This is a genomic window from Agromyces mediolanus (genome assembly GCF_044917495.1).
Taxonomy (GTDB): Bacteria; Actinomycetota; Actinomycetes; order Actinomycetales; family Microbacteriaceae; genus Agromyces; species Agromyces mediolanus_B.
This window is the reverse complement of record NZ_JAVSSI010000017.1, coordinates 1-22776: the sequence shown is the minus strand read 5'-3', so window position 1 is coordinate 22776 and position 22776 is coordinate 1. Positions and strand designations below refer to the sequence as shown.

Below are 22776 nucleotides of genomic sequence, written 5' to 3'. Positions count from 1 at the left end.
GCGCCATGGTTATATTATACGAGCGTAGAAAAAAGCGACGAGGAGGCCGCATGACCGTCACCGTTCCCACCCGCCAGCTCGGCCCCGGCGGACCGGAGGTTCCCGTCTTCTCCCTCGGCTCCTGGAACACCTGGGACCGCATGGACTTCGACGACGCCGTCGCGCTCATCGCCCGGGCTCGCGAGGCGGGCGCCGCGTTCTTCGATGTGGCGCACTACGACCTGGGCCCGCACGCCGAACAGGCGACCACCGACCTCATCTTCGGTCGCGCCGTGCGCGAGGCCGGCCTCGCCCGCGAGGACTACCTGCTCTGCGGCAAGCTCTGGCTCTGGGAGTACCCGCGCGTCGGCTTCGCCGGGCAGTTCACCACCTCGCTCGAGCGGATCGGGGTCGAGCGCGCGGAGTTCGCCGTCGTCGGCGACTACCTCGAGCCGATCGATGTGCGCCGCGTCGTCGACGACGTGCAGGCCGAGATCCAGGCCGGGCGGCTCGGCGCCTGGGGGGTGAACAACTGGCGCGCCGACGACCTCGTTCTCGCGCTCGAGCACGCCGAGCGCGAGGGCCTCGTGCCGCCGAGCTTCGCGCAGCTGAAGTACGGGCTCGTGCGGCGGGCGATGGCGGAGGGGCCCGAGTACGGCGAGCTGTTCTCCTCCGGCCGGCTCGCGCTGCAGGCCTCGGACGCCTTCGAGGGCGGCATCCTCGCCGGCAAGACCGCGCCCGGCCGGAAGATCGGCGCCGACGTCGGCGGCATCCGCGAGCGCATCGTCGCGATCTTCCCGGAGGTCGCGCGCATCGCGGCGGAGCTCGAGGCGACGCCGACCCAGCTCGGCATCGCCTTCTGCCTCGCGAACCCCGCGACGGCGAACGTGCTGTTCGGCGTCAGCCGGATGGCGCAGTTCGAGGACAACCTCGGGGCGCTCGCCCTGCTCGATCGCGTCGGCGCGGAGGGCATCCGTGCGGCGACGGCGGGCCTGCAGCTCGACCAGCGCGTGCGCTCCGACGGCGTCTGGGCGTAGCGCGCGCCGCGCCCGCCTGCTCCAACCTCGAGTTGCCCGACGTTCAGGAACGTCGGGCAACTCGAGGTTTGGGCGGCGTCAGGCGTCAGGCGAGGAAGTCGAGCACGGCCCGGCGGAACTCGGGGCTCGCGAGCGCGCCGAGGTGGTCCCCGGGCACCCGCACGAGCTGCCCGCGCGCGACGCCCGCGGCGACGCCGTCGATGCCGGTCGTCATCGGGTCGGCATCGCCGGCGACGAAGAGCACGGGCACCGCCGGCACGTCCTGCGCGGGGTCGAACGGCGCCGAGGCGAGGCCGTCGATGAGGCGCAGCAGCGACGCCGAGTCGCGGCCCGGCGCCCCGACCATCGCGGCCATCATGCCGAGCATGGGGTCGGGCGCCGGCTCGCCGTCGAGCACGCGGCCGAGGGCGGCGACGTCCACGCCCGCGAACGGCTCGAACGGGCTGAGCCCGCCGAGCACGAGGCGCTGCACGCGGGGCTCCGCGGCGGCGAGCGCCCAGGCGAGGCGCGCGCCGAGCGAGTAGGCGACGACGTCGATCGCTCCGGTCCGGGGGAGCGCCTCGCGGATGGCCCGGACGACCGCGCCCGTCGAGGCATCCTCGTCGGGGCCGATCGATCCGCCCGAGCCGTGCCCGGGCAGGTCGACGACGATCGCGTCGCGGCCCGAGGCCGCGATCGCCTCGGCGAGGCCGCTCGCCGCGAAGTCGGTGTCGCCGTCGGAGGCGAAGCCGTGCAGGAGCACGACGGGGGCGGCCGCGTGCGACGGCTCGCCGCTCGCGACGGCCGGGAGGGTGCGGGTGCTGACGGTGAGTGGCATGCGTTCGCTTTCGACGGTGAATGAACGGGTGGATTTGTTTTTCTATGTTAGTAGAAAAACGTGTAGCATCGTGCTCGAATCCACGACATCGCCGTCCCCACGGATGCGGGCGGCCGCACAGGAAGCGCAGCCATGACCGACACCCTCCAGCCCGCCGAGCGGGCCGCCAGCCCCGCCGCCATCGTCGACATCGCGATCGGCTTCATGGGCGCGAAGCAGCTCATCACCGCGAGCCGCATCGGCCTGTTCGCGGCCCTCGCCGACGGGCCCCTCGACGCCGACGGGCTCGCCGCCGCCACCGGGGTGCCGGCCCGCCAGGTGCGCATCCTCGCCGACAGCATGAACGCGCAGGGACTCCTCGAGCGCGAGGCCGGCCGCTACTCGCTCACCCCGGACGCCGCGGCGTACCTCACCGGCGATCGCGCCGAGATCGACCTCGGCCCGTTCCTCGCGTTCCTCGGCGACACCTCCTACGAGCAGTGGCGCGGCTACGACCGCACGGTCGACTCCGACGCCCCCGGCGTGCTCGAGCTCGACGAGGCCGGCTGGGGCCGCTTCCTCGCCGGCGTCATGCGGTACAACGAACTGCACGCCGACGAGTTCGTGCGCGCCTTCGACGTCGCGGGCCGCCGCTCGCTCCTCGACCTCGGCGGGCTCAGCCCGGCGTTCGCGGTCAACGCGATGCGCGCGAACCCCGAGCTCAGCACGCGCTTCGTCGTCGCCCCCGACTTCGCCGACTCGGTCGCCCAGGCCGTCGCCGAGGCCGGCCTCGCCGCGCGCTCGGTCGTCGAGGGCGGCGAGACCGAGTCCGTCGAGCCGGGCGGCGAGCACGACCTCGTCTTCGTGAACCACGTGCTGCACCGCTTCACGGCCGAGCAGAACCGGACCATCCTGGCGAACGCCCGCGCCGCGGCCGCCCAGGGCGCGAAGCTCGCGGTGCTCGACTTCACGCTCGACGACGAGCCGCGCCAGCGCCGCATCGACGCGCTGCACGCGGGGGAGTACTACAACATCGACGGCACCGTCGTGTTCCCCGAGGCCGAGGTGCGCGAGTGGCTCGCGGACGCGGGCTGGAGCTATGTCGAGACGATCGCGCTGCCCGGGAGCCCGCGCATCCTGGTCGCCGAGGCGCGCTGAGTGGCGCTGCCACGATAACGAAACCGAGTCGCCCGACTTCCCCGGAGGTCGGGCGACTCGGTTTCGCGGCTGGAGCTAGAGGCGCTCGAAGAAGGCGCGCAGGTGCGCCTCCTGCAGCGCGGGCGTCGAGGTCTCGGGGGAGATGAGGCTCATGATGTTCGCGCCGACGTTCAGCAGCACGATCTCGTCGACGAGCTGCTCGTCGGGCGTCTCGGTCGTGATGTCGCCGTCCTCGCGGCCCTCCGCGACGTAGCGCGCGAGCCCGGCGCGCCAGATCGCGAGGTGGGCGAGGTAGGCCTCGTGCAGCGTCTCGTTCGACACGGCGCGCTCCCAGAAGGAGAGCAGCACGCGACCGGAGGTGACGCGCTCGTCGTCGAGCGGCATCGCGGCCCAGCAGATCGCCCGGAGCGCGGCGACGCCGCGCTTGCCGTCGACCTCGGCCTCGATGTGCTCGCCCATCATGCCGAGCGAGCGCTCGTAGGCGCCCTGGATGATCTCGTCCTTACCGGGGAAGTAGTGCTTCAGGGCGCCGTTCGCGAAGCCCGCCTCGGCGGCGATCTCGCGCATGGTCGCAGCCTCGATGCCGCCCTTCACGATGAGCTTCCAGGTGACGTCGATGATGTCGCGGCGTCGCTGGTCGTGATCGATCACCTTCGGCATCCGGCCCTCTTCCCGTTGTCGCGCGGGCGGCGCAGATCGCCGGCGCTCACGCGTCAACCAGTGTAGGCGAACGGTCAGGGGCGGGCGCTTCGAACCACCCTGGTTCGCTGAGCTCGTCGAAGGGGATGTCGCTTCGACAGGCTCAGCGAACCAAGCTGGCTCGGCGAACGGTCAGGGGCGAGCGTTTCGAACCACCCTGGTTCGCTGAGCTCGTCGAAGGGGATGTCGCTTCGACAGGCTCAGCGAACCAAGCTGGCTCGGCGAACGGTCAGGGGCGGGCGCGGAAGCGGTCGAGCAGCGCGTCGAGCCCCTGGTCGAGGTGCAGATCGCCCGCCTCGGCCGGCATCAGCACGGCGATCATCTGCCAGCCCGCGTTCCGTGCGGAGACCTCGTTGACCGCCGTCGCGATGTCGATCTCGGGCGCGAGCTCGCCGTCTTCGCGCGCCTCGCCGAGGAAGCGCTGCATGAGCTCGCGCCAGCGCAGGTTGTGCTCGCGGTGGATCTCCCAGATCTCGCGGTCCTGGGCGGCGTGGTCCCAGAAGGCGAGCACCACCTTCGCGTACCGCGGTCCGGCCTCGCCGAACGGCAGGATCTCGAGGCACATCTCCCGGAGCGCGTCGAGCCCGCGGAGGCCCTCGACGCCGGCGAGGATGCGCTCGTTGGCCTGGGTGTGCAGGCGCTGGAACGCCGCGGTGAGCACGCTCTGCTTGTCGGGGAAGTACCGGGCGATGGCGCCGTGCGCGTAGCCCGCCTCGGCGGCGATCTCGCGCATGGTCGCGCGCTCGAAGCCGTCGCGCACGATGAGCCGCATGAGCGCCTCGACGATGTGCGCGCGCCGCTCGTCGTGGTCCACGATCTTCGGCATCGGCACCTCCTGTCGCGACGATCATACGGATGCCCCGGGCCGGCGGGGCGCCGGAGCGGGCGGGGATTCGGCGTTTCGTCTCCATTTGGTGATTATCGTTACGGTTCTGTGATCCAGCGCCGCGCGAACGTCGGTATCGTTTAGTCACCAATCGGTGATTAACCGTTCGTGGCGATCCCCGCCCTCCCTGATCGAACCGGTCGTATCCCCCGACGACGAAGGAGTCGCTCATGAAGACCACCTCCCGTTTCGCGGCGGCCGTCGCAGCCATCCCCCTCGCCGCGCTCGCGCTCACGGCCTGCTCCTCCGGCGCGCCCGCCGCGAGCGAGGGCGCCGGCGGCCTCACGACCCTGAAGGTCGCGACCATCGGCCTCACCTCCGACGGGGCCCTCCTCACGGGCATCGAGCAGGGCTTCTTCGAGGAGGAGGGGCTCGAGCTCGAGACCTCGATCGTCGCGAACCCGCCCGCCGGCCTCGCCGCCGTGCAGAGCGGCCAGGTCGACATTGCGTACTCGCCGAGCATCCCGCTGCTGAACGCGCTCAGCCAGGGCGTCCCCGTGAAGGTCATCGGCGCCGCCGACGGCTACCCCGACGGCGCCGCCTCCTCCGACGACCCGGCCGCGCTCGACGACACCGGGCTCTTCGCCGCGGCGGGCAGCGGCGTCACCGAGGTCGCCGACCTCGCCGGCAAGACCATCGCCGTGCCGGCGCGCAAGGCGCAGCTCGAGGTCGTCATCGCGGGCGAGCTCGAGAAGGCCGGCATCGACCCGGCGAGCGGCGTGAACTGGGTCGTGCTCGACTTCACCTCGGCGGTCGCCGCGCTGAAGAACGGCACCGTCGACGCCGCCGGGCTCGTGAGCCCCTTCACGACCGAGGCCGGCGCCGAGGGCGCCACGCAGATCTCCGCGCCGTCCGTCGGCTTCTTCGAAGAGGGCGCGACGGGGCTCTGGACCGTCGGCGCCTCGACCCTCGAGCAGAAGGCCGACGCGATCGCCGGATTCCAGCGCGCCCTGGCGAAGACGAACGCCTACGCCACCGAGCACCCCGAAGAGGCCATCCAGGCCGGCCTCGACTACACCGGATCGACGCTGACCCTCGACGAGGTGAAGGTGCCCGTCTGGCCGGCCGAGGTGAAGCCGGAGGACCTCGAGCGGCCGAACGAGAAGATGGTCGAGCTCGGATTCCTCGCGAAGCCCGTCGACCTCGACGGCGTGATCGTCGCGGGCTGATCCGGCATGCGCGTCCCGCTCCTTCGAACCGGGGTCGGCGCCGCCGGCGCGGTGGCGGCGCTCGGCGCCTGGCAGCTCGCCGCCACCGCGGGCCCGCTCGCCGACTCGCCGCTGCCGAGCGCGGCCGACTCGATCGCAGCCCTGGTGCAGCTCCTCGGCGCCCCCGAGCTCTGGCGCGCGCTCGGCGACACCGTCGTCATGGCGCTCGCCGGGCTCCTGCTCGCGACGGTCGTCGGCGTCGTGCTCGGCGTCGGCATCGGCACCTCGCCGCTCGCGATGCACGCCACCCGGGTGCCGCTCGAGTTCCTGAAGCCGATCCCGCCGATCGTCATCCTCCCCGTCGTCGTGCTCGTTCTCGGACCGACGATGGCGATGGGGGTGTTCCTCGTCTTCTTCGGCTGCTTCGTCGCGATCGCCGTGCAGTCGGCGGCGGGCGTCTTCGACACCGACCCGGTCGCCCGCGCGACCGGACGCTCCTACGGCATGGGCCGGGGCGAGATCCTCGCGCGCATCGTGCTGCCGAGCGCACTGCCCTACATCGGCACCGCCATCCGGGTCGCCGCGCCCACCTCGCTCATCGTCGCCGTGGTCGCCGGGCTCCTCGGCGGCGGCCCCGGCCTCGGCCAGAGCCTGCTCCTCGCGCAGATCTCCGGCAACCAGGACCAGCTCTTCGCCTACGTGCTCGCGCTCGGCATCCTCGGCCTGCTCGTGCAGGGCCTCAGCCAGTGGGGCGAGCGGCGCCTGCTGCACTGGCATCCGCAGTACCGGAAGGAGGCCAGGTGATGGTCTTCACCTCGTCCATCCCCGCCCGCACGAAGGCCGCCCGCCGTCCCGGGCGCACCGGCACCCCGCGCTGGGTGCTGATCGGCGCCGAGGTGCTCGTGCCGATCGTGCTGCTCGGGCTCTGGTGGCTCGCCTCGGCGAACTCCACGAACACCTTCTTCCCGCCGCTGCAGGTGATCCTCGAACGGCTCGTGCAGCTCGTGCAGACGCCGACGTTCCTCGTCGACGTCGGCTCCTCGGTGGGCAACCTGCTGCTGTCCTTCGTGCTCGCGAGCATCATCGGGGTGCTCCTCGGCGCCGCGCTCGGCCTCGTGCCGGCGCTCGCCTGGTTCGTCGAGCCCACCATCCACTTCTTCCGGGCCATCCCGCCCGTGGCGCTCGTGCCGATCTTCGTCTCGCTCATCGGCTTCGGCAACGAGACGCGCATCCTCGCGATCACCCTGGCCGCGCTCTTCCCGGTGCTCATCTCCACGATGGACGGCATCCGCGGCACCGAGCCGACCCTCGCCATGGTGAGCCGGGTGTACCGGATCGGCTGGTTCGACCGCCTCGTCTCGGTGACGCTGCCCGCCGCGAGCCCGCGCATCCTCTCCGGCATGCAGGTGAGCCTCATCACCGCCTTCGTCGTCATGATCGCGAGCGAGATGCTCGGCTCCTCGACCGGGCTCGGTGCGGCCACCCTGCTCGCCCAGCAGTCCTTCGCGATCGCCGACATGTGGGTCGGCATCCTCGTCCTCGGCGTGATCGGCTACGCGACCACCGCCGTGTTCACCCTCTTCCGGCGCCGCGTGCTGCGCTGGTACCTCGCCTCGCAACAGCAGGAGAAGAACGCATGACCTCCGACACCCTCCGCGACGCCCCGGTGCGGCTCAGCGTCCGCGGCCTCGCCAAGAGCTACGACTCCGCGCGCGGCAGCGTGCCCGTGATCGCCGACCTCACCTTCGACGTCCGCGTCGGCGAGATCGCCTGCATCGTCGGCCCCTCCGGCATCGGCAAGACGACGCTGCTGAAGTGCCTGACCGGCCTCCAGTCGATCAGCTCCGGCCAGGCGACGATCGACGGGCGGCCGATCGACGGGCCGCCCGAGGAGATGGCGCTCGTCTTCCAGGAGTACACCCGCTCGCTCATGCCCTGGCTCACCGTCGAGAAGAACGTGCGCCTGCCGCTGAAGCACCTGCGGCTGCCCGCCGCCGAGCGCGAGGAGCGCATCCGGGGCGCGCTCGCCGCGGTCGGACTCGCCGGCGCCGAGACGAAGTACCCGTGGCAGCTGTCCGGCGGTATGCAGCAGCGCGTCGCCATCGCCCGCGCGATCGCCTACCGGCCGGAGGTGCTCGTGATGGACGAGCCCTTCGCCTCCGTGGACGCGCAGACGCGGTTCGAACTGGAGGACCTGTGCCTGCGCATCCGCGAGCAGTTCGGCATGACGATCGTCGTCGTGACGCACGACATCGACGAGGCGGTGTACCTCTCCGACCGGGTGATCGTGCTCGGCGAACGGCCCGCCAGGGTCACCGAGATCATCGACGTCGACTTCGGCGGCGCGCGCGACCAGCTCACGACGCGGGCCGTGCCGGAGTTCGCGGAGCTGCGCAGCGAGGTCTTCGAGCTGATCCGGAAGGCGGGCTGAGGTGGCGGCGGATGCCTCGTCGGGCACGACGGCCGGCATCGGCGCCGGCACCGGCACCCACGCCGACGCCGGCGCCGCGGCGGAACCGGTGCGGCGCGGGTACGAACGCTTCACCGGCCGGGCGGCCGAGTTCGCCTCGGAGTCCCGGCCCGCGTGGCCGGCGCGGCCGCAGGCGCGCGAGGGGGCCCCGAACGTCGTCGTCGTCCTCGTCGACGACCTCGGCTTCAGCGACCTCGGCCCCTTCGGCAGCGAGATCCCGACGCCGAACATCGACCGGCTCGCCGACGGCGGCTGGGTGTTCACGAACTACCGCACCGCGCCGATGTGCTCGCCCGCCCGCGCGGCGCTCCTCACCGGGCTGAACCCGCACCGTGCGGGCTTCGGCTTCGTGGCGCACATCGACCCGGGCTATCCCGGCTACGCGTGCGAACTGCCCGAGGACGCCCCGACCCTCGCGGAGTCGCTCCGCGCCGGCGGCTACGCGACCTTCATGGTCGGCAAGTGGCACCTCACGGTCGAGTCGCGACTGCACGACGGCGCCGACCGCTCGAGCTGGCCGGTGCAGCGCGGGTTCGACCGCTACTTCGGCAGCATGGACGGCTTCACCTCCCTGCACCACCCGCACCGGCTCGTGCGCGACAACTCGGTCGTCGACGTCGCGGAGTTCCCCGACGGCTACTTCCTCACCGACGAGCTCACGTGCGAGGCGATCGCCATGATCGACGAGCTCCGCGCGAACGACACCGCGAAGCCGTTCTTCCTCTACTACGCGCACACCTCGGTGCACGGTCCGATCCAGGCGAAGCCCGAGGACATCGCCAGGCACGAGGGACGCTACGAGCGCGGCTGGAACGCGCTGCGCGAGGCCCGGTTCGCCCGCCAGCGCGAGCTCGGCGTCGTGCCGGCCGCCGCGGTGCTGCCGCCGGACGCGCTCGCCGACGGCGACCGCATCCCGCACTGGGACACGCTGACGGATGCCGAGCGGGCGCTGTTCGCCCGGCACATGGAGGTCTACGCCGCCGCGGTCGACGAGGTCGACCAGAGCGTCGGACGGATCGTCGCCCGTCTCGACGAGCTCGGCGAGCTGGAGAACACGATCATCCTCGTCGCGAGCGACAACGGCGGCACCGCCGAGGGCGGCCCGAGCGGCACCCGCAGCTATTTCGCCCAGTTCGGGCTGTCGGCGGAGCTGCCGCCGGACTGGGTGTCCGACGTGCCCCGGGAGCTCGACGAGCTCGGCGGCCCGCGCGTGTTCGGGCAGTACCCGACGGGCTGGGCGCGGGTGTCGAACACCCCGTTCCGCTCGTTCAAGTCGTCGACGTACGAGGGCGGGGTGCACGCGCCGCTCGTGGTCTCGTGGCCCGCAGCCCCCGGCGCGGTGCAGGGGCTGCGCGAGCAGTTCGTCTTCGTCTCGGACCTCGCGCCGACCATCCTGGAACTCACCGGTGTCGCCCCGCTCGCCGAGCGCGGCGGCCGGCCCGCCCAGCGGCCGGACGGCCGCAGCGTCGCCGAGCTGCTCCGGAATCCCGAGGGACCCGGCCGGGAGGCGCAGTACTTCGAGTGCGTCGGCCGGCGGGCGTTCGTGGCGGGGGAGTGGAAGGCGCTCTCGCCGACCCCGCCGGGGCGCGAGGAAGGCGCGGCGGGCGGCCGCTGGGAGCTCTACGATCTCGCCGCCGACCCGAGCGAGACCCGCGACCTCGCCGCGCGCGAGCCCGCGCTCGTCCGGGAGCTCGCCGAGCGGTGGCGGACCGAGGCGTGGCGCAACACGGTGTTCCCGCTCGACGACGACGGCTCCCTGCAGGAGGTGCGGCCCGCGGGGGAGGCGGCCCTGTCGGAGCCGGTCGTGCTGCCCGCGTTCCGCCCGCCCCTCGAGCGCTTCCGCGCCTCGCGGCTCACCGTGCTGCGCTCCTTCGCCGTGGAGGCGGAGCTGCTCGCCGACGCGGATGCCGCAGGTGTCGTCGTCGCGCACGGCGACCAGGGCGGCGGGTACCTCCTCGCGATCGACGAGGGGCGCTGGCTGCTGTCGTACAACGCCTACGGCGTGATGCATCGGGTACGCGGCGGCCGCGTGGGGCCGGGACCGCACGGGCTGCGGCTGCGGGTGGACGAGCTCGACGGGCTGCGCTGGCGCCTGTCGCTCGACGTCGACGGGGTGGCGGACGCGGTCGTCCCGTCGGTGCCGATGCTCTTCGGCATGGCGCCGTTCACGGGCATCAGCGTCGGCTACGACTACGGCGGACCGGTCGACTGGGAGCTGCACGAGGCGCACGGCGCGTTCCGCTTCACGGGCGGGTCGATCGAACGGCTCCGTTACGTGCCCGGCGCGCCGTCACGGCACGATCGGCGGGTGCTCCGCGCGATCGACGAGGCGGTCGCCGCGATCGCGGACTGAGCGGCGGCGGCGGGCGGATGCCCGGGCGGATCGGGGCAGGGCACGGCCCCGATCCGCCCGTGGTTCCCTGAGCCTGTCGAAGGGAACGCCTCGCTTCGACGGGGCTCAGCGGACCAACGTGTGGTTCCCTGAGCCTGTCGAAGGGAACGCCCCGCTTCGACGAGCTCAGCGAACCGCTCAGCGCACGTAGACGCGGCGCCCGGCGAACCAGGTCTCGGCGACCGTGGTGCGCACGAGCTCCGCCGCGGGATGCGCGAAGGGGTCGCGGTCGAGCACGACGAAGTCGGCCGACTTGCCCGCGACGAGCGAGCCGGTCTCCGCGCCGAGGCCCATCGCCTCGGCGGCGTTGACCGTGAACGCCGCCATGGCCTCGTCGAGCGTGATGGCCTGCTCCGACCACAGCGTGCCCGGGAAGACCCCGGCGGGGTCGGCGCGGGTCACGAGGCCGTGGATGCCCTCCCAGGCGTTCGGCGACTCCGACACGGGCCAGTCCGAACCGCCGGCGATGAGGGCGCCGGCGTCGAGCAGCGCGCGGTTGGGCTGCATCCGGCCCGCCCGTTCCTCGGGCAGCACGGTCGCGATCGCCTCCGGGATCACCCCGGGGAACCAGATGAACGGCGACATGTCGGCCGAGACGCCGAGCTCCGCGAAGCGGGGGATGTCGGCGTCGGCGACGAACTGCCCGTGCGCGATCTGGTACCGCGGCTCGGTGAAGCCCTCGGCGCGGAGGCGCTCCACCGTGTCGAGCACGAGTCGCACCGCGGCGTCCCCGGAGCAGTGGATCTTCGCCGAGAGCCCGCGCTCGGCCGTGCGCCGCAGCCAGTCCCAGAGCTCCTCCGGCGCGAGCGTCGTCTCGCCGAGGAAGTGGTCGCCGTGCGCATCGTCGGGCAGGTAGGGCTCGAGGAAGGCGCCGGTGCGGGCCGGCGGCACCCCGTCGAGGAAGATCTTCACGAAATCCGGGCGGTGGTGCTCGGTGCGGAACGCCTCGCCCCGCCAGACGAGCCCCTCGCCGACCGGGTCGTAGCCGAAGATCTGATCGTTCACGGTGAGCGAGGACACCACCCAGGCATCCAGCTCGGCATCCGCGTCGAGGGCGCGCAGGGCCTCCAGGATCTCGAGCGACACCGCGGCATCCTGGAACGCCGTGACGCCGTAGCTGTTCAGCAGCTCTACGCCGCGCTTCGAGGCGGCGCGGTGCTGCTCGGCGCTGAGCCGCCGGGTGCGGGCCATCGCTTCCTCGACCGGGAGGCCGGCCGACTCGAGCAGCACCCCCGTGGGGCGTCCGCTCACCGGGTCGAGCTCGATGACGCCGCCCTCGCCGGGGTCGGAGTCGGCGGTGATGCCGGCGAGCTCGAGCGCCCGCGTGTTCGCCCATCGGTTGTGCCGGGAGTCCTCCATCAGCATCACCGGACGACCGCCCGCGGCCTCGTCGAGCCGGGCACGGGTCTCGTCGTTCGAGATCGCGGTGCGGAGGTTGCTGCCCCACGCGCCGCCCGTGACCCAGGCGTCGGCCGGCAGATCCGCGGCGTACTCGCGGACCGCCGCGAGCACCTCCTCGACCGAGCCGGACGAGGAGAACGACAGCTCGAAGAGGTCGGTGCGCCCCGCGAGCGCATGGTGGTTGTGCACGTCCACGAGGCCCGGCATCAGGAACGCGCCGTCGAGCGCGCGCCGTTCGGTGCCGTCGCCCGCGAGGGCGAGCGCCTCGGCATCCGTGCCGACGGCGAGCAGCCGCCCGCCGCCGACCGCGAGGGCCTCGGCCCACGGGGACGACGGGTCGCCCGTCCAGATCCGGCCGCCCGTGAGCACGAGCTCGGCGGGACCGCTGCTCGCCGTCGCCATCAGCGGGAGGTGTCGTACTCGTCGGGGTGCACGGTGACCGAGATCAGCCGGCCGTGCGCGCCGAAGGTGAAGTGGGTGGGCACCTCGCCCGACTCGTCGAGGCCGAACAGCACGCCGTGCGAGCGGATCGCGCGGGCGTCGCGGTGGTCGGCGATCGTCACCGAGCCGCACGGGATGACCTTCTCGCGCCAGGCGAACACGTAGATGCCCGGGCGGATCTGCCAGACCGAGTTCTCGTCGGTGTCGGCGAGGCCGCGCTCGGGGCCCGCGAGGCACTGCCAGGTGTACCACTGCGGCGAGAGGTAGATGTGCTCGTAGGCGTGCACCGGGCTGTACACCCACTGCACGCGGCGGCCGATGAGCGTCGTCGTCGGCGCGGGCGCGTCGCCCGTGAGCTCGACGCCCTCGATCCGCGAGGGCACGAAGATCTGCTGCACCCGGGTCTTGCCGGCCTCCGGCTCGGGCAGGATGACGCTGATCACCGCGAGCGCGTGCCCGCTGCGGAAGTCGAGCACGAGCGAGACGGCCTCGTTCGGCAGGTACTCGTGGTGGAACTGCACGTAGTACAGCTCCTCGTCGACCTTCACCGCCTCGTAGGCGTCGGTCTTCGCGGCGGCCTCCGTCGGGTCGCCCGCGCCCGGCCGGTACTCCCAGTCGACGGTGCCCTCGGCGAAGCGGTGCACGATGCGGGTGCCGCGCTCGTCGACGACGGCGACCTCGCGGCCGACGAGGTCGAGCGAGTGCGGGGCCTTGTTCGCGTCGAAGCCCGGCGCGAGGCCGTCGAGCGGCAACCAGGTCGAGGTGTCGGACAGGTTCGTGGCAGTGTCGGTCATGATGCTCCAGTCGTCGTCATCGTCGGGGTGGTCCGGTTCGGGAACGCCGGGTTCTGGGGGGAGTGCGGAGTCGTTCGCGAGGCTCAGTGGCCGCAGCGGCACTCGCCGCCGCCGCAGCAGCCGGCCGAGGCATCCGTGCCGCGACCCTCGCCGGGCGCGCAGTGCGCGGCCGCGCCGTCCGGCAGGTCCATCGCCGGGTTCTGGTCGAGGAAGCCGTGCGGCTTGAACCAGAAGCCCGAGTAGTCCACCGGCATGATCGGCCAGTCCTCGGTGCGGGGGATGTGCGTCGGTCCGAACACGTGCCAGAGCACGAGGTCCTCGCCGTCGAGGCTGCGGTCCGCGGCGGTCCACTTCGGCAGGCCGTCGCCGGAGTGCGCGTTCGGGTAGAAGCCCGCCGGGTAGAGCTCCTCCGGGTCGAAGCGGGTGCCCCACAGGTGCTTCGTCGCGAAGGTGGCGCGCGCGTACACCGAGGAGTCGGGCTGCGCCGCGAGGAGCGCCTTCCCCTCGGGGATGAGCCAGTACGCGGTCGGCTTGCCGACGACGTTCGTGCGGTGCGCGCTCCGTACCTCCCAGACGCGCCCGGTCAGGCCGTTCGCGACGCGCTGCGCCGCCGACTCGCTCGCGAGCTGCACGTCGGACCAGGTGAAGGCGTTGCCGTAGGGGTTGTCGGGACCGGTCGGGATGCCGACCATCTCGATCTCGTGCAGCGTGTTGTCCTCGCCGTCGATCGCCGCGTCGATGCGCGCGCAGAAGAGGTGCTGGTGCACCGGCGTGAAGATGCCGGGCGCGATCTCCGGGGCGTGCGGGTTGTCGCTGCCGGGGATGCCGGCGCCCGCGAACACGATGCCCGTGGCCTTCGCCTCGACCTGGATCGAGCCGTCGAGGTAGAAGTACCAGAAGAAGCCGTAGTCGTAGTTGCCGATCGTGGAGAAGTAGCTCACCACGAGGCGGCGGCTGCGGCGCGTCTCCGGGGTGCCCTCGAGATCGGTGTGCTTCCAGAGGATGCCGTAGTCCTCCTCGTGCATGCACACGGCCTGCGGGATCTTCACCGGGTTGCCGTGGTCGTCGGGGACGAAGGCGTCGAAGTAGTGGATGACGCCGAGGCAGTCGCAGCCGAGGGCGAGCGAGTTGGCGTTCTTGCCGAGCAGGTACTCGCCCGCGTCGAAGTAGCTGATCCAGTGCCGGCTGATCGAGGTGTCGCCGTAGGGCACGACCATCTCCGGCACGCTCGCCCGGTGCGCGACCGAACGGTGCTCCTCGCCGTCGCGGAAGGTGATCTGGTTCAGCACCAGGCCCTCCTGCTGGGTGAAGCCGACGCGGAAGCGCCAGTTCTCCCACTCCACGAGGCTGCCGTCGACGGAGAAGCTCGGCCCCTCCGGCTGGGTGATCTCGATCGGCTTCAGCGAGGTGCGGGCCGGGCCCTGCGCGTCGGCGGTGTAGTTGCCGTGCTGCATCGGCACGGGCACGTCGCCCTCGTCGTCGATGCGGATCACGCGGCGCTCGGTGAGATCGACGTGCACGACGAGGCCCTCGACCGGGTGCGCCCACGGGCTGTCCTGCTCGTTCAGCCGCAGGTAGGTGTGCGAGCGCACGATGCGCTTGCCGACCTCGTCCTCACGGCCGAAGTAGCCGGGGGCGAGCGGCGAGCAGAACGCGAGCTCCATGTGCTCCTCGAGGCCGCGGCGGCGCATCGCGCCCTGCCACTCCGGCGAGGCCTTCACGATCGTCGCCGCGTCGTCGTACTCCTCGAAGAGGTACTGCGGCTGCCCGTAGGGCGCCTCCGTGTTCGGCAGCACGCGGAACGCGTCGACCTCGCCGCGGCTCACCGCGACGATCGCCTCGCTCGCGACGCCGGTGTCCCGGTCGAGCAGGGTGACGCGGATCCGCCGGTCGAGCGGCTCGCCCTGACGCCAGGCCGCGAGGTCCGCCTTCGCCGGGTCCACCGGCAGCATGCGCGGCACGCGGGTGGATGCCGAGACGTGCCCGGCCTCGTCGAGGATCCGCCGCGCGGCCGCGATCTCCTCGGCCGTCAGCGGGTCGAGCGGGTGCTCGGCGCGCTCCGGGGTGGTCACGCGGGCGCCGTGCGTGTGCGTGACGTCGGGGCGGTGCGAGCCGCTGGGGGAGAGCGAAAGGTCGGCGTGGGGCGTCATCGTGTTCCTCGATCAGGGGTCGTTGCGTCCAGTATCGGCCGAGGCGCCGGCCGCACGGTTGACCGTGCGTGCCGACGCCTTGACCTTGCGTGCGAAGAGCCGCGCGACGAGCCGTGGGACCGTGCGCGGCCCGGTCGATGCTCGACCTTGCGTGCGAAGAGCCGCGGGGCCGTGCGCGGCCCGGTCGATGTGCTCGACCTTGCGTGCGAAGAGCCGCGGGGCCGTGCGCGGCCCGGTCGATGCTCGACCTTGCGTGCGAAGAGCCGCCCCTACTCCACGACCTCGGTCGCGCGGGTGTGCACGTTGAACTTCTCGAGGTCGGACTCGAGGCCGTCGTAGACCTCCGGCTTCCGGCGCTTGAGGTACGCCGCGTAGACGACGCCGCCGATGACGGCCGCCGCGAGTAGCAGCGGCAGGAGCCGGATCCACAGCTCCTCCGAGCCCGCGACGATGTTGAAGTTCCAGATCGCGAGGATCGAGATGGCCGCGATGCCGAGGAAGCCGATGCCCGGCGCGATGAACGTCGACCAGAGCCGCGAGTCGCGCTGCCGCCGGAACGCGACCACGATCGAGAGCGCGGCGAGGCCCTGCAGGATCAGCACGCTGAGCGTGCCGAAGCCGAGCATGGCCGGCACGAGCGTGAGGATCGGGTCGGCGCCGGCGAGGAAGAAGACGACCGCCATGATCGCGGCGAACGCCGCCTGCACGAGCCCGGCGATCTTCGGCGTGCCGTTCGCGCCGGTCCGGGCGAGCGCCTGCGGCAGCACCCGCGCCCGGCCGAGCGCGAAGAGGTAGCGCGTCGCCGAGTTGTGGAAGGCGAGCATGGCCGCGAAGAGGCTGACGAGCAGCAGGATCATCATCACCGTGGTGAGCGGGCCGCCGAGGTACTGCTGCGAGAGCGAGAAGATCAGGTCGCCCGTCGGCAGGTGGTCGATCGCGGTCTGCTGCGCCTGCGCGACGCCCGTGGCGCTCACGACCGCCCACGTGGTGACGCCGAGGATGAGGCCGATCGCGGTGATCGCGATGTAGGTCGCGCGCGGGATGGTGCGCAGCGGCGTCTTCGCCTCCTCGCTGAACAGCGCGGTCGCCTCGAAGCCGAGGAAGCCCGTCGCGGCGAGCAGGAGGCCGATCGGCAGCGAGCCGGAGAAGACCCACTCGGGGCTGAACGCGGCCACGTCGTAGCCGGTCTGCACGAGCACCGAGATGTCGAAGACGACGAGCATGAGCACCTCGAGCACGAGGCAGACGCCGAGGATCTTCGAGGAGAAGTCGACGCCGATCCGGGCGAGCACGAAGCACACCGCGATCGAGGCGAGGCCCCAGACGAGCCAGTGGATGTTCACCCCGGTGAGGTCGGCGATGATCGTCTGCATGAAGAAGCCGCTCGTGCCGATCGTGCCGACGACGAAGAAGTTGTAGCCGAGCGTCGCGATGAGGCCCGCGATGAGGCCGCCGGTGCGGCCGAGGCCCTTCACCACGAAGGCGTAGAAGCCGCCGGCGTTCACGAGCTGCTTCGACATCTGCCCGTAGCCGATCGCGAAGAGCAGCAGCACGATCGCCACGATGAAGAACGAGGCCGGCGTGCCGCCGCCGTTGCCGAACGCGATCGCGAGCGAGGCGACGACGATGATGCCCGTGAGCGGCGCCACTGCCGCGAGCACGAGGAAGACGATGCCGGCGACGCCGAGGGCGTTGCGCCGGAGTTCATTGGGGGCAGGGTGTTCGCTCACTGCTGGTCCTTCGGTCTCGGGAACTGATGTGCACGTCTTGGGGGTAGCAGCGATTCTGGCGCTGGAGCGGAGGCGTCGGCTTGACGCCGAGCGAACGGCAGTGGTGTTCCAGCGCACGGTCGCGCGACGCGTCTGCCGGGCGGCCGCCCCCTCGGTGCAGGATGGCGGATGCCGGCGGGTGCCGATCAGGGGGCGCCCGCCGGCGCACCACCGCACGACGGCAGAGAGGCCAGCCGGATGAGACTCGGACTCGAGGGACGCCCGGCACTCGTCACGGGCGCGGCGAGCGGCATCGGCCGGGCGGTCGTGCACCGACTCCTGGAGGAGGGCGCGCGAGTCGCCGCCCTCGATCGCGACGCGGAGCGCCTGCACGCCGCGTGGGCCGGAACCGACGGGGTCGTGCCGATCGCCGCCGACGTCGCCGACGAGGCATCCGTCGCTTCGGCCGTCGCCGAGGCGACCACCGCGCTCGGCGGGCTCGCCGTGGTCGTCGGCTGCGCCGGGATCTCCGGCCCCGTCGGCACGATGCTCGACGGCGTCGCCCTCGGCGACTGGCAGGCCGTCTTCGCCGTGAACGTCACCGGCTCGTTCCTGCTGCTGAAGCACACCGCCGGCCCCCTCCGCGCCGAGGCGGCGCGCTCGGGCGACGCCGCGGTCGTGCTCCTCGCAAGCGACTCCGCCCTCGTCGCCGCACCCGGCATGGCGCCGTACTGCGCGTCCAAGGCCGCCGTGGTGCAGCTCGCCCGCGCCGCCGCCGTGGAGGCCGCGGGCACCGGCGTCCGGGTGAACACCGTCTGCCCATCGATCGTGGACACCCCGATGAGCCGCGGCGACCTGGGCCTCCAGCAGAGCGGATTCGACGGCCTCGGCTACCCGGTGCAGCGCCCCGAGGAGGTCGCCGACGAGGTGCTCTTCCTCGCCTCGCCCCGGGCGCGGGCGATCACCGGCACCTCGCTCGTCAGCGACTTCGGCTTCACCGCCCGCTCGGGCTTCCCAGCCTGACGCGGCGGGAGCGCGACCGACCACACAGCACCGCAACGACAGGAAGGAGCCCGGCATGGGCTACGCGGGATCATCGACGGCGGGCAAGGTCGTCGTCATCACGGGCGGCGGCACCGGCATCGGCGCCGCGATCGCCGAGCGCTACGCGGCGGAGGGGGCGCACGTCGTCGTCGTCGGCCGCCGCCGGGAGCCGCTCGAGCGGGTCGCGGACGCGATCGGCGCGCTCGCCGTGGAGGCCGACGCCGCCGACGCCGAGTCGGCGAAGCGCGCGGTCGCCGAGGTGCTCGCCCGGCACGGCCGCCTCGACGTGCTCGTCGCCAACGCGGGCGGGCACGGCTTCGCCGCGGTCGGGGACACCGACGACGCCGCGTGGGAGGCCGCCATCCGCGCGAACCTCACGACCGCCTTCGTGATGGCGAGGGAGAGTCTGCCCGCGCTCATCGAGTCGAAGGGGCAGATCGTCGTCATCTCCTCCCTCGCGGGGCTCTTCGCGGGGCCGTCGGTCGCCGGCTACACGGTCGGCAAGCACGCGCTCATCGGCCTCACCCGCACGCTCGCGCGGGACTACGGCCGCCACGGGGTGCGGGTGAACGCCGTCTGCCCGGGCTGGGTGCAGACGCCCATGGCCGACGAGGAGATGGACGAGTTCGCGAAGCACGCCGGCTTCGACGGCGGACGCGAGGCGGGCTACGCCGCGGTCACCGCCGACGTCCCGCTGCGACGGGCTGCGGCGCCCTCGGAGATCGCGTCGATCGTGCGCTTCCTCGGCTCGGGGGAGTCCTCGTACATGACGGGCTCCGTGATCGTCGCCGACGGCGGCCCCCACGTCGTCGACCAGCCGACCAACGCGTTCGACCACGCCGGCAGGTGACCGGACCCCCCCGACGCCCGCGGGCCAGGGACGTCGGGCGACTCGGGGTTTCTCGGTTCAGGCCCGGGTTCGTCCCGCGCCCGGGCTCGGGCTCAGGCGGCCGCGCCGCCGAGGTAGGCGCGGTGCAGCAGACTCGGGTCCTCGCGGAGCGTCGCGGCCGGCCCCTGGAAGCTAACCCGCCCGCTCGCGACGACGAGCGCCTCCTCGGCGAGTCCCAGCGCCAGGTGCGTGAACTGCTCGACGAGGAGCACCCCGACGCCCTGCTCGGCGATCTCCGAGACGATCGGCAGCAGCCGCATGAACACCACGGGCGCGAGCCCGAGCGACATCTCGTCGATGAGGAGGAACCGCGGCCGCGCGGCGAACGCCCGGGCGAGCACGACCATCTGCTGCTCGCCGCCGGAGAGCAGAGCCGTCGGCGCGTCGATCCGCTTCTCGAGCTCGGGGAAGCGGGCGAGGGCCGCATCGATCTCGGCGGCCGTGCGCGCGGTGAGGGAGAGGTTCTCCCGCACCGTGAGCGAGGGGAACACCGCCCGCCCCTGCTCGATGTGCACGATGCCCTGCTTCGCGCGGGCGACCCGGGAGAGCTTCTCGATCGGCTGCTCGTCGATCCGGATCGCCCCGGCCGAGATCGGGGCGACGCCCGAGATCCCGTCGAGCAGGCTCGTCTTGCCGGCGCCGTTCGGGCCGACGAGGGCGGTCACCCGCCCCTGCTCGAGCGTGAACGACACGTCCTGGATGACGGGTCCCGCGCCGCGGCTCACCGCGACGCCGTCGATGGTCAACGCACTCACAGCATCTCCGTTTCGCCCATGTACGCCTTGATGACGGCGGGGTTCGCGAGCACCTCGTCCTGCGGGCCGCTCGCGAGCACCCGGCCGAAGTCGAGCACGGTGAGCGAGCTGCACACGCTGCGCACGAGGTCGAGGTCGTGCTCGATGAGCACGATCGACATCCCGTAGCGGGCCGGCGCCTCGCGCAGCCGGACGCCGAGCTCGAGGTGCTCCTCGTGGGAGAGACCGGCCGCGGGCTCGTCGAGGATGAGCACCCGGGGCCGGGCGAGCACGTTCGCGGCGACCTCGACGAGGCGCCGGGTGCCGACGTCGACGCCCGAGAGCCGCGTGCGCGCGGGCGGGCAGCCGAAGAAGTCGAGCACCTCGGCCACCTCCTCCGCGGTGACCCGGCGGCGCGCGACGAAGCGCACGTAGGCGTCGACCGTGAGCGCGGGCGGCACCCGGTCCTGCTGGAAGGTGCGGCGGAGGCCCAGTCGGGCGCGCCGCGTCGGCGACATCCGGCCGAGCGTCTCGCCGTCGAGCCGCACGGTGCCGCTCGCCTGGGGGAGGAAGCCGGAGATCGCGTCGACGAAGGTCGACTTCCCCGCGCCGTTCGGGCCGATGAGCCCCATGACGGTGCCGGCCGGCACCTCGAGGCTGACGTCGTCGAGCGCCTTCAGCGCCCCGAACTGCACCGTGAGCCCGGCGACCGAGAGGGCCGGCTCGCCTCCCGCGGCGGCGGCCGGCGGGGCGGATGCCTCGACCGGCGGCGTCGAGGCATCCGCCCCGGCCGCGGCCGTGAGCCGGACGTGCTCCGCGGCATCCGCCTTCGCCGCCTCGCGCGCGGCGGCCGCGCGCCGGTCCGCGCGCTTCCACCAGAGGTTCCGGATGCCCTGGCCGAGGTTCGTGCCGCTCGTGAGCGCCTGCACGCCGAGTGCGCCGAAGATCACGAAGCCCCAGTCCTGCGGCACGCCCCAGCGCTTCAGGAGCTCGGGCACGAGCACCCACAGGATGCCGCCGAAGATCGCCATGTCGATGAGGTACGCGCCGCTCATCACCGCGAGCACGTAGAGCGCGAGCGACTGCAGCGGCGTGAAGCTCGAGGCGAAGGGGAGCTGCACCTGCCCGGCGAGGAGACCGCCCGCGATGCCGCCGAGGGCGGCGGAGACCGCGAACGCGGTGAGCTTCGCCTGCTGCACGCTCTGCCCGACCGAGGCGGTGCCGCGCTCGCTGAACGCGACGGCCTTCCAGCTCGAGCCCCAGCGACCGCGCTGCAGGAAGAACACGACGAGGCCGCAGACCGCGAGCACGATGATGCTGAAGAAGAAGTAGCCGCGGTCCGTCGAGAAGCCCTCCGGCCGGAGCACGGGCACGCCGTCCTTCGAGCCGGGGAACTGCACCTGCAGCAGCGTGACGTCGAACGCGGCGGCGAAGCCGAGCGTCACGACGGCGAGGTTCACCCCGCGCAGCCGCAGCGCGGGCAGGCCGACGAGGATGCCGACGACGCCCGCCGCGACGCCGCCGGCGATCAGCCAGACGACGAAGCCGCCGGGCACCTCGAGCACGTTCAGGAGCGACACCACCCAGGCGCCCACGGCGGCGAAGGTGAGCTGGCAGAGCGCGATCATCCCCGCGGAGCCCGTGACGATGCCGAGGCCGAGGATCGCGATCGCGGCGGTCACGGCCGAGACCGCGAGGAAGACGAAGTAGCCGGAGAGCCCGACGCTCAGAAGGTACCCGGCGAGGACGCCGACGACGGCGAGGCCGACGGGCCAGGCCAGACGCAGGGCGCGCGAGCCGGCGGAACCGGCGGAGCCGGCAGCTGGGCGGGGCACCGGGCGCGCGGGGGAGACGTCAGCGTGCGGCATCCCACACCTCCTTCCGCTGCGTCCAGAGCAGCAGCACGACGATGAACAGGAACGGCAGGAAGTTGCGGATGAGCGCGACCTCGTCGATCTGCGCCACGAGCCCCGAGAGCACGCCCAGCACGAGGCCGCCGACGACGGCGAGGTCGAGCCGCTTGAAGCCGCCGAGGAGGGCCGCCGCGGCGGCGGGCACGATGAGCATCGCGAGGCTGATCGCGTCGTTCGACTGCGTCGGGGCGACGATGACGATCGCGATGGCGCTGATCACGCCGGTGACGACCCAGACGGCGATCGAGAGCGGCTTCGAGGGGATGCCGAGCAGCTCGGCCGTCGTCGGGCGCTCCGAGAGCGCCCGGAGCCGGGTGCCGATCGCGGTGCGGGTGAGGAGGATCCGCACCGCCACGGCGACGACGATCGCGAGCGACACCGTCACGAGGGTGACCTGGCTGATGACGACGCCCCCGACGGTGAACGCCGGTCCCGAGATGATCGAGGCGAACGGCTGCGGCTTGTTGCCGAAGAGGATGAACGACAGCGAGATGAGCAGCAGCAGCGGGCCGACCGTCATCGCCGAGCGCGTGGTGGTGTCGGCCTCGGACAGCCAGGTCGCGGCGATCCAGCCGATGACGCCGGAGAGCACACCGGCGAGGAGCACGCCGAGCACCGAGCCGAGCCAGATCGGCAGCCCGGTCTCGGTGACGAGCCAGACGGCCACGAAGCCGCCGAACATGCCGGTCGCGGCCTGGGAGAAGTTGACGACGCGCACGAGGCGCGACATGAGGGTGAGGCACACGGCGAGCACCGCGTACAGTCCGCCGGCGGCGAGTCCGGCGAGCGCGCCCTGCAGCATGGCGTGCTCCTTCCTAGCGGGAGATCAGGGGAGGGTGCGAGGCACCCGGGAAGCGGATCGGCGCGCCGCCGGGCGCGCGGAGCGAGCGGCGGGGGCGGGCGGGGGGGGGGCCGGCCCCCCCCCCCCCCTCCCACCCCGCTCACCAAACACTCGACATCCGCAGACCCCCGCGGAGGGTCAAACATTCCCACACACACTATATCACCGTGGGGGCCGCGTGAATAAAAAAATCGGGGGGGGGGGGGGGGGGGGGGGGGGGGGGGGGGGGGGGGGGGGGGGGGGGGGGGGGGGGGGGGGGGGGGGGGGGGGGGGGGGGGGGGGGGGGGGGGGGGGG

General features: G+C 72.7%; 19 protein-coding genes. 9 read left to right on the top strand and 10 right to left on the bottom strand.

Annotation, left to right across the window (positions count from 1 at the left end; all coding sequences use genetic code 11):
- Positions 1-50: 50 nt before the first annotated feature.
- A complete protein-coding gene (locus ROT00_RS17025) occupies positions 51-1016 on the top strand; it encodes an aldo/keto reductase (protein ID WP_404776229.1) in 966 nt (321 codons plus the stop codon).
- An 85-nt stretch (positions 1017-1101) separates the two neighbouring features.
- Here the strand turns inward: ROT00_RS17025 and ROT00_RS17020 are convergent, their stop codons facing one another.
- On the bottom strand, positions 1102-1833 hold the full coding sequence (locus tag ROT00_RS17020; RefSeq protein WP_404776228.1) for an alpha/beta fold hydrolase: 732 nt from the start codon (positions 1831-1833) through the stop codon (positions 1102-1104).
- Positions 1834-1965: 132 nt separating this feature from the next.
- Here ROT00_RS17020 and ROT00_RS17015 point away from each other — a divergent pair, with 132 nt between their 5' ends.
- Positions 1966-2970 carry a methyltransferase gene (locus ROT00_RS17015; protein WP_404776227.1) on the top strand — a complete coding sequence of 335 codons (1005 nt, stop codon included), beginning with the start codon at positions 1966-1968 and terminating at the stop codon, positions 2968-2970.
- A gap of 75 nt (positions 2971-3045) precedes the next feature.
- On the opposite strand, the gene ROT00_RS17010 is transcribed toward ROT00_RS17015, so the two are convergent.
- Together ROT00_RS17010 and ROT00_RS17005 are read right to left on the bottom strand one after the other, a co-directional pair.
- Positions 3046-3630 (bottom strand): TetR/AcrR family transcriptional regulator, encoded by a 585-nt coding sequence (locus ROT00_RS17010; RefSeq protein WP_404776226.1) that lies wholly within the window; start codon positions 3628-3630, stop codon positions 3046-3048.
- A 268-nt stretch (positions 3631-3898) separates the two neighbouring features.
- A complete protein-coding gene (locus ROT00_RS17005) occupies positions 3899-4495 on the bottom strand; it encodes a TetR/AcrR family transcriptional regulator (protein ID WP_404776225.1) in 597 nt (198 codons plus the stop codon).
- A gap of 230 nt (positions 4496-4725) precedes the next feature.
- Here ROT00_RS17005 and ROT00_RS17000 point away from each other — a divergent pair, with 230 nt between their 5' ends.
- From ROT00_RS17000 to ROT00_RS16980, 5 genes are read left to right on the top strand one after another with little or no spacing between them, the layout of a single operon-like run.
- A complete protein-coding gene (locus tag ROT00_RS17000; RefSeq protein ID WP_404776224.1) occupies positions 4726-5724 on the top strand; it encodes an ABC transporter substrate-binding protein in 999 nt (332 codons plus the stop codon).
- Positions 5725-5730: 6 nt separating this feature from the next.
- Positions 5731-6507, top strand: coding sequence for an ABC transporter permease (locus ROT00_RS16995; RefSeq protein ID WP_404776223.1), 777 nt, complete (start codon positions 5731-5733; stop codon positions 6505-6507).
- Positions 6507-7343 (top strand): ABC transporter permease, encoded by an 837-nt coding sequence (locus tag ROT00_RS16990; RefSeq protein WP_404776222.1) that lies wholly within the window; start codon positions 6507-6509, stop codon positions 7341-7343. The genes ROT00_RS16995 and ROT00_RS16990 overlap by 1 nt, the downstream gene beginning before the upstream one ends.
- Positions 7340-8134 carry an ABC transporter ATP-binding protein gene (locus ROT00_RS16985; RefSeq protein ID WP_404776221.1) on the top strand — a complete coding sequence of 265 codons (795 nt, stop codon included), beginning with the start codon at positions 7340-7342 and terminating at the stop codon, positions 8132-8134. The genes ROT00_RS16990 and ROT00_RS16985 overlap by 4 nt, the downstream gene beginning before the upstream one ends.
- A 1-nt stretch (position 8135) precedes the next feature.
- A complete protein-coding gene (locus tag ROT00_RS16980) occupies positions 8136-10526 on the top strand; it encodes an arylsulfatase (protein WP_404776220.1) in 2391 nt (796 codons plus the stop codon).
- A 177-nt stretch (positions 10527-10703) separates the two neighbouring features.
- On the opposite strand, the gene ROT00_RS16975 is transcribed toward ROT00_RS16980, so the two are convergent.
- From ROT00_RS16975 to ROT00_RS16960, 4 genes are all read right to left on the bottom strand, one after another.
- Positions 10704-12368 (bottom strand): amidohydrolase, encoded by a 1665-nt coding sequence (locus tag ROT00_RS16975; RefSeq protein WP_404776219.1) that lies wholly within the window; start codon positions 12366-12368, stop codon positions 10704-10706.
- Entirely contained in the window at positions 12368-13201 is an 834-nt protein-coding gene (locus ROT00_RS16970) for a molybdenum cofactor biosynthesis F family protein (RefSeq protein WP_404776218.1), read from the bottom strand. The genes ROT00_RS16975 and ROT00_RS16970 overlap by 1 nt, the downstream gene beginning before the upstream one ends.
- A gap of 83 nt (positions 13202-13284) precedes the next feature.
- Entirely contained in the window at positions 13285-15351 is a 2067-nt protein-coding gene (locus tag ROT00_RS16965; protein WP_404776217.1) for a primary-amine oxidase, read from the bottom strand.
- A 269-nt stretch (positions 15352-15620) separates the two neighbouring features.
- Positions 15621-17081: an APC family permease gene (locus ROT00_RS16960; RefSeq protein ID WP_404776216.1), complete on the bottom strand. Its 1461-nt coding sequence runs from the start codon at positions 17079-17081 to the stop codon at positions 15621-15623.
- 237 nt (positions 17082-17318) lie between these two features.
- Between ROT00_RS16960 and ROT00_RS16955 the strand changes: the two genes are divergently transcribed.
- Together ROT00_RS16955 and ROT00_RS16950 are read left to right on the top strand one after the other, a co-directional pair.
- On the top strand, positions 17319-18083 hold the full coding sequence (locus ROT00_RS16955; RefSeq protein WP_404776215.1) for an SDR family NAD(P)-dependent oxidoreductase: 765 nt from the start codon (positions 17319-17321) through the stop codon (positions 18081-18083).
- A 55-nt stretch (positions 18084-18138) separates the two neighbouring features.
- A complete protein-coding gene (locus tag ROT00_RS16950; protein ID WP_404776214.1) occupies positions 18139-18954 on the top strand; it encodes an SDR family NAD(P)-dependent oxidoreductase in 816 nt (271 codons plus the stop codon).
- Positions 18955-19046: 92 nt separating this feature from the next.
- Here ROT00_RS16950 and ROT00_RS16945 read toward each other — a convergent pair whose 3' ends face one another.
- Genes ROT00_RS16945 through ROT00_RS16935 form a run of 3 tightly spaced genes read right to left on the bottom strand, consistent with a single transcriptional unit; the run spans position 19047 to position 22442 of the window.
- Positions 19047-19748, bottom strand: coding sequence for an ABC transporter ATP-binding protein (locus tag ROT00_RS16945; RefSeq protein ID WP_404776213.1), 702 nt, complete (start codon positions 19746-19748; stop codon positions 19047-19049).
- A complete protein-coding gene (locus ROT00_RS16940) occupies positions 19745-21595 on the bottom strand; it encodes a branched-chain amino acid ABC transporter ATP-binding protein/permease (RefSeq protein WP_404776212.1) in 1851 nt (616 codons plus the stop codon). The genes ROT00_RS16945 and ROT00_RS16940 overlap by 4 nt, the downstream gene beginning before the upstream one ends.
- The gene (locus ROT00_RS16935) at positions 21582-22442 is read right to left on the bottom strand and encodes an ABC transporter permease subunit (protein ID WP_404776211.1); all 861 of its coding nucleotides are present in this window, start codon (positions 22440-22442) and stop codon (positions 21582-21584) included. Before ROT00_RS16935 ends, ROT00_RS16940 begins: the two co-directional genes overlap by 14 nt.
- Positions 22443-22776 lie beyond the last annotated feature (334 nt).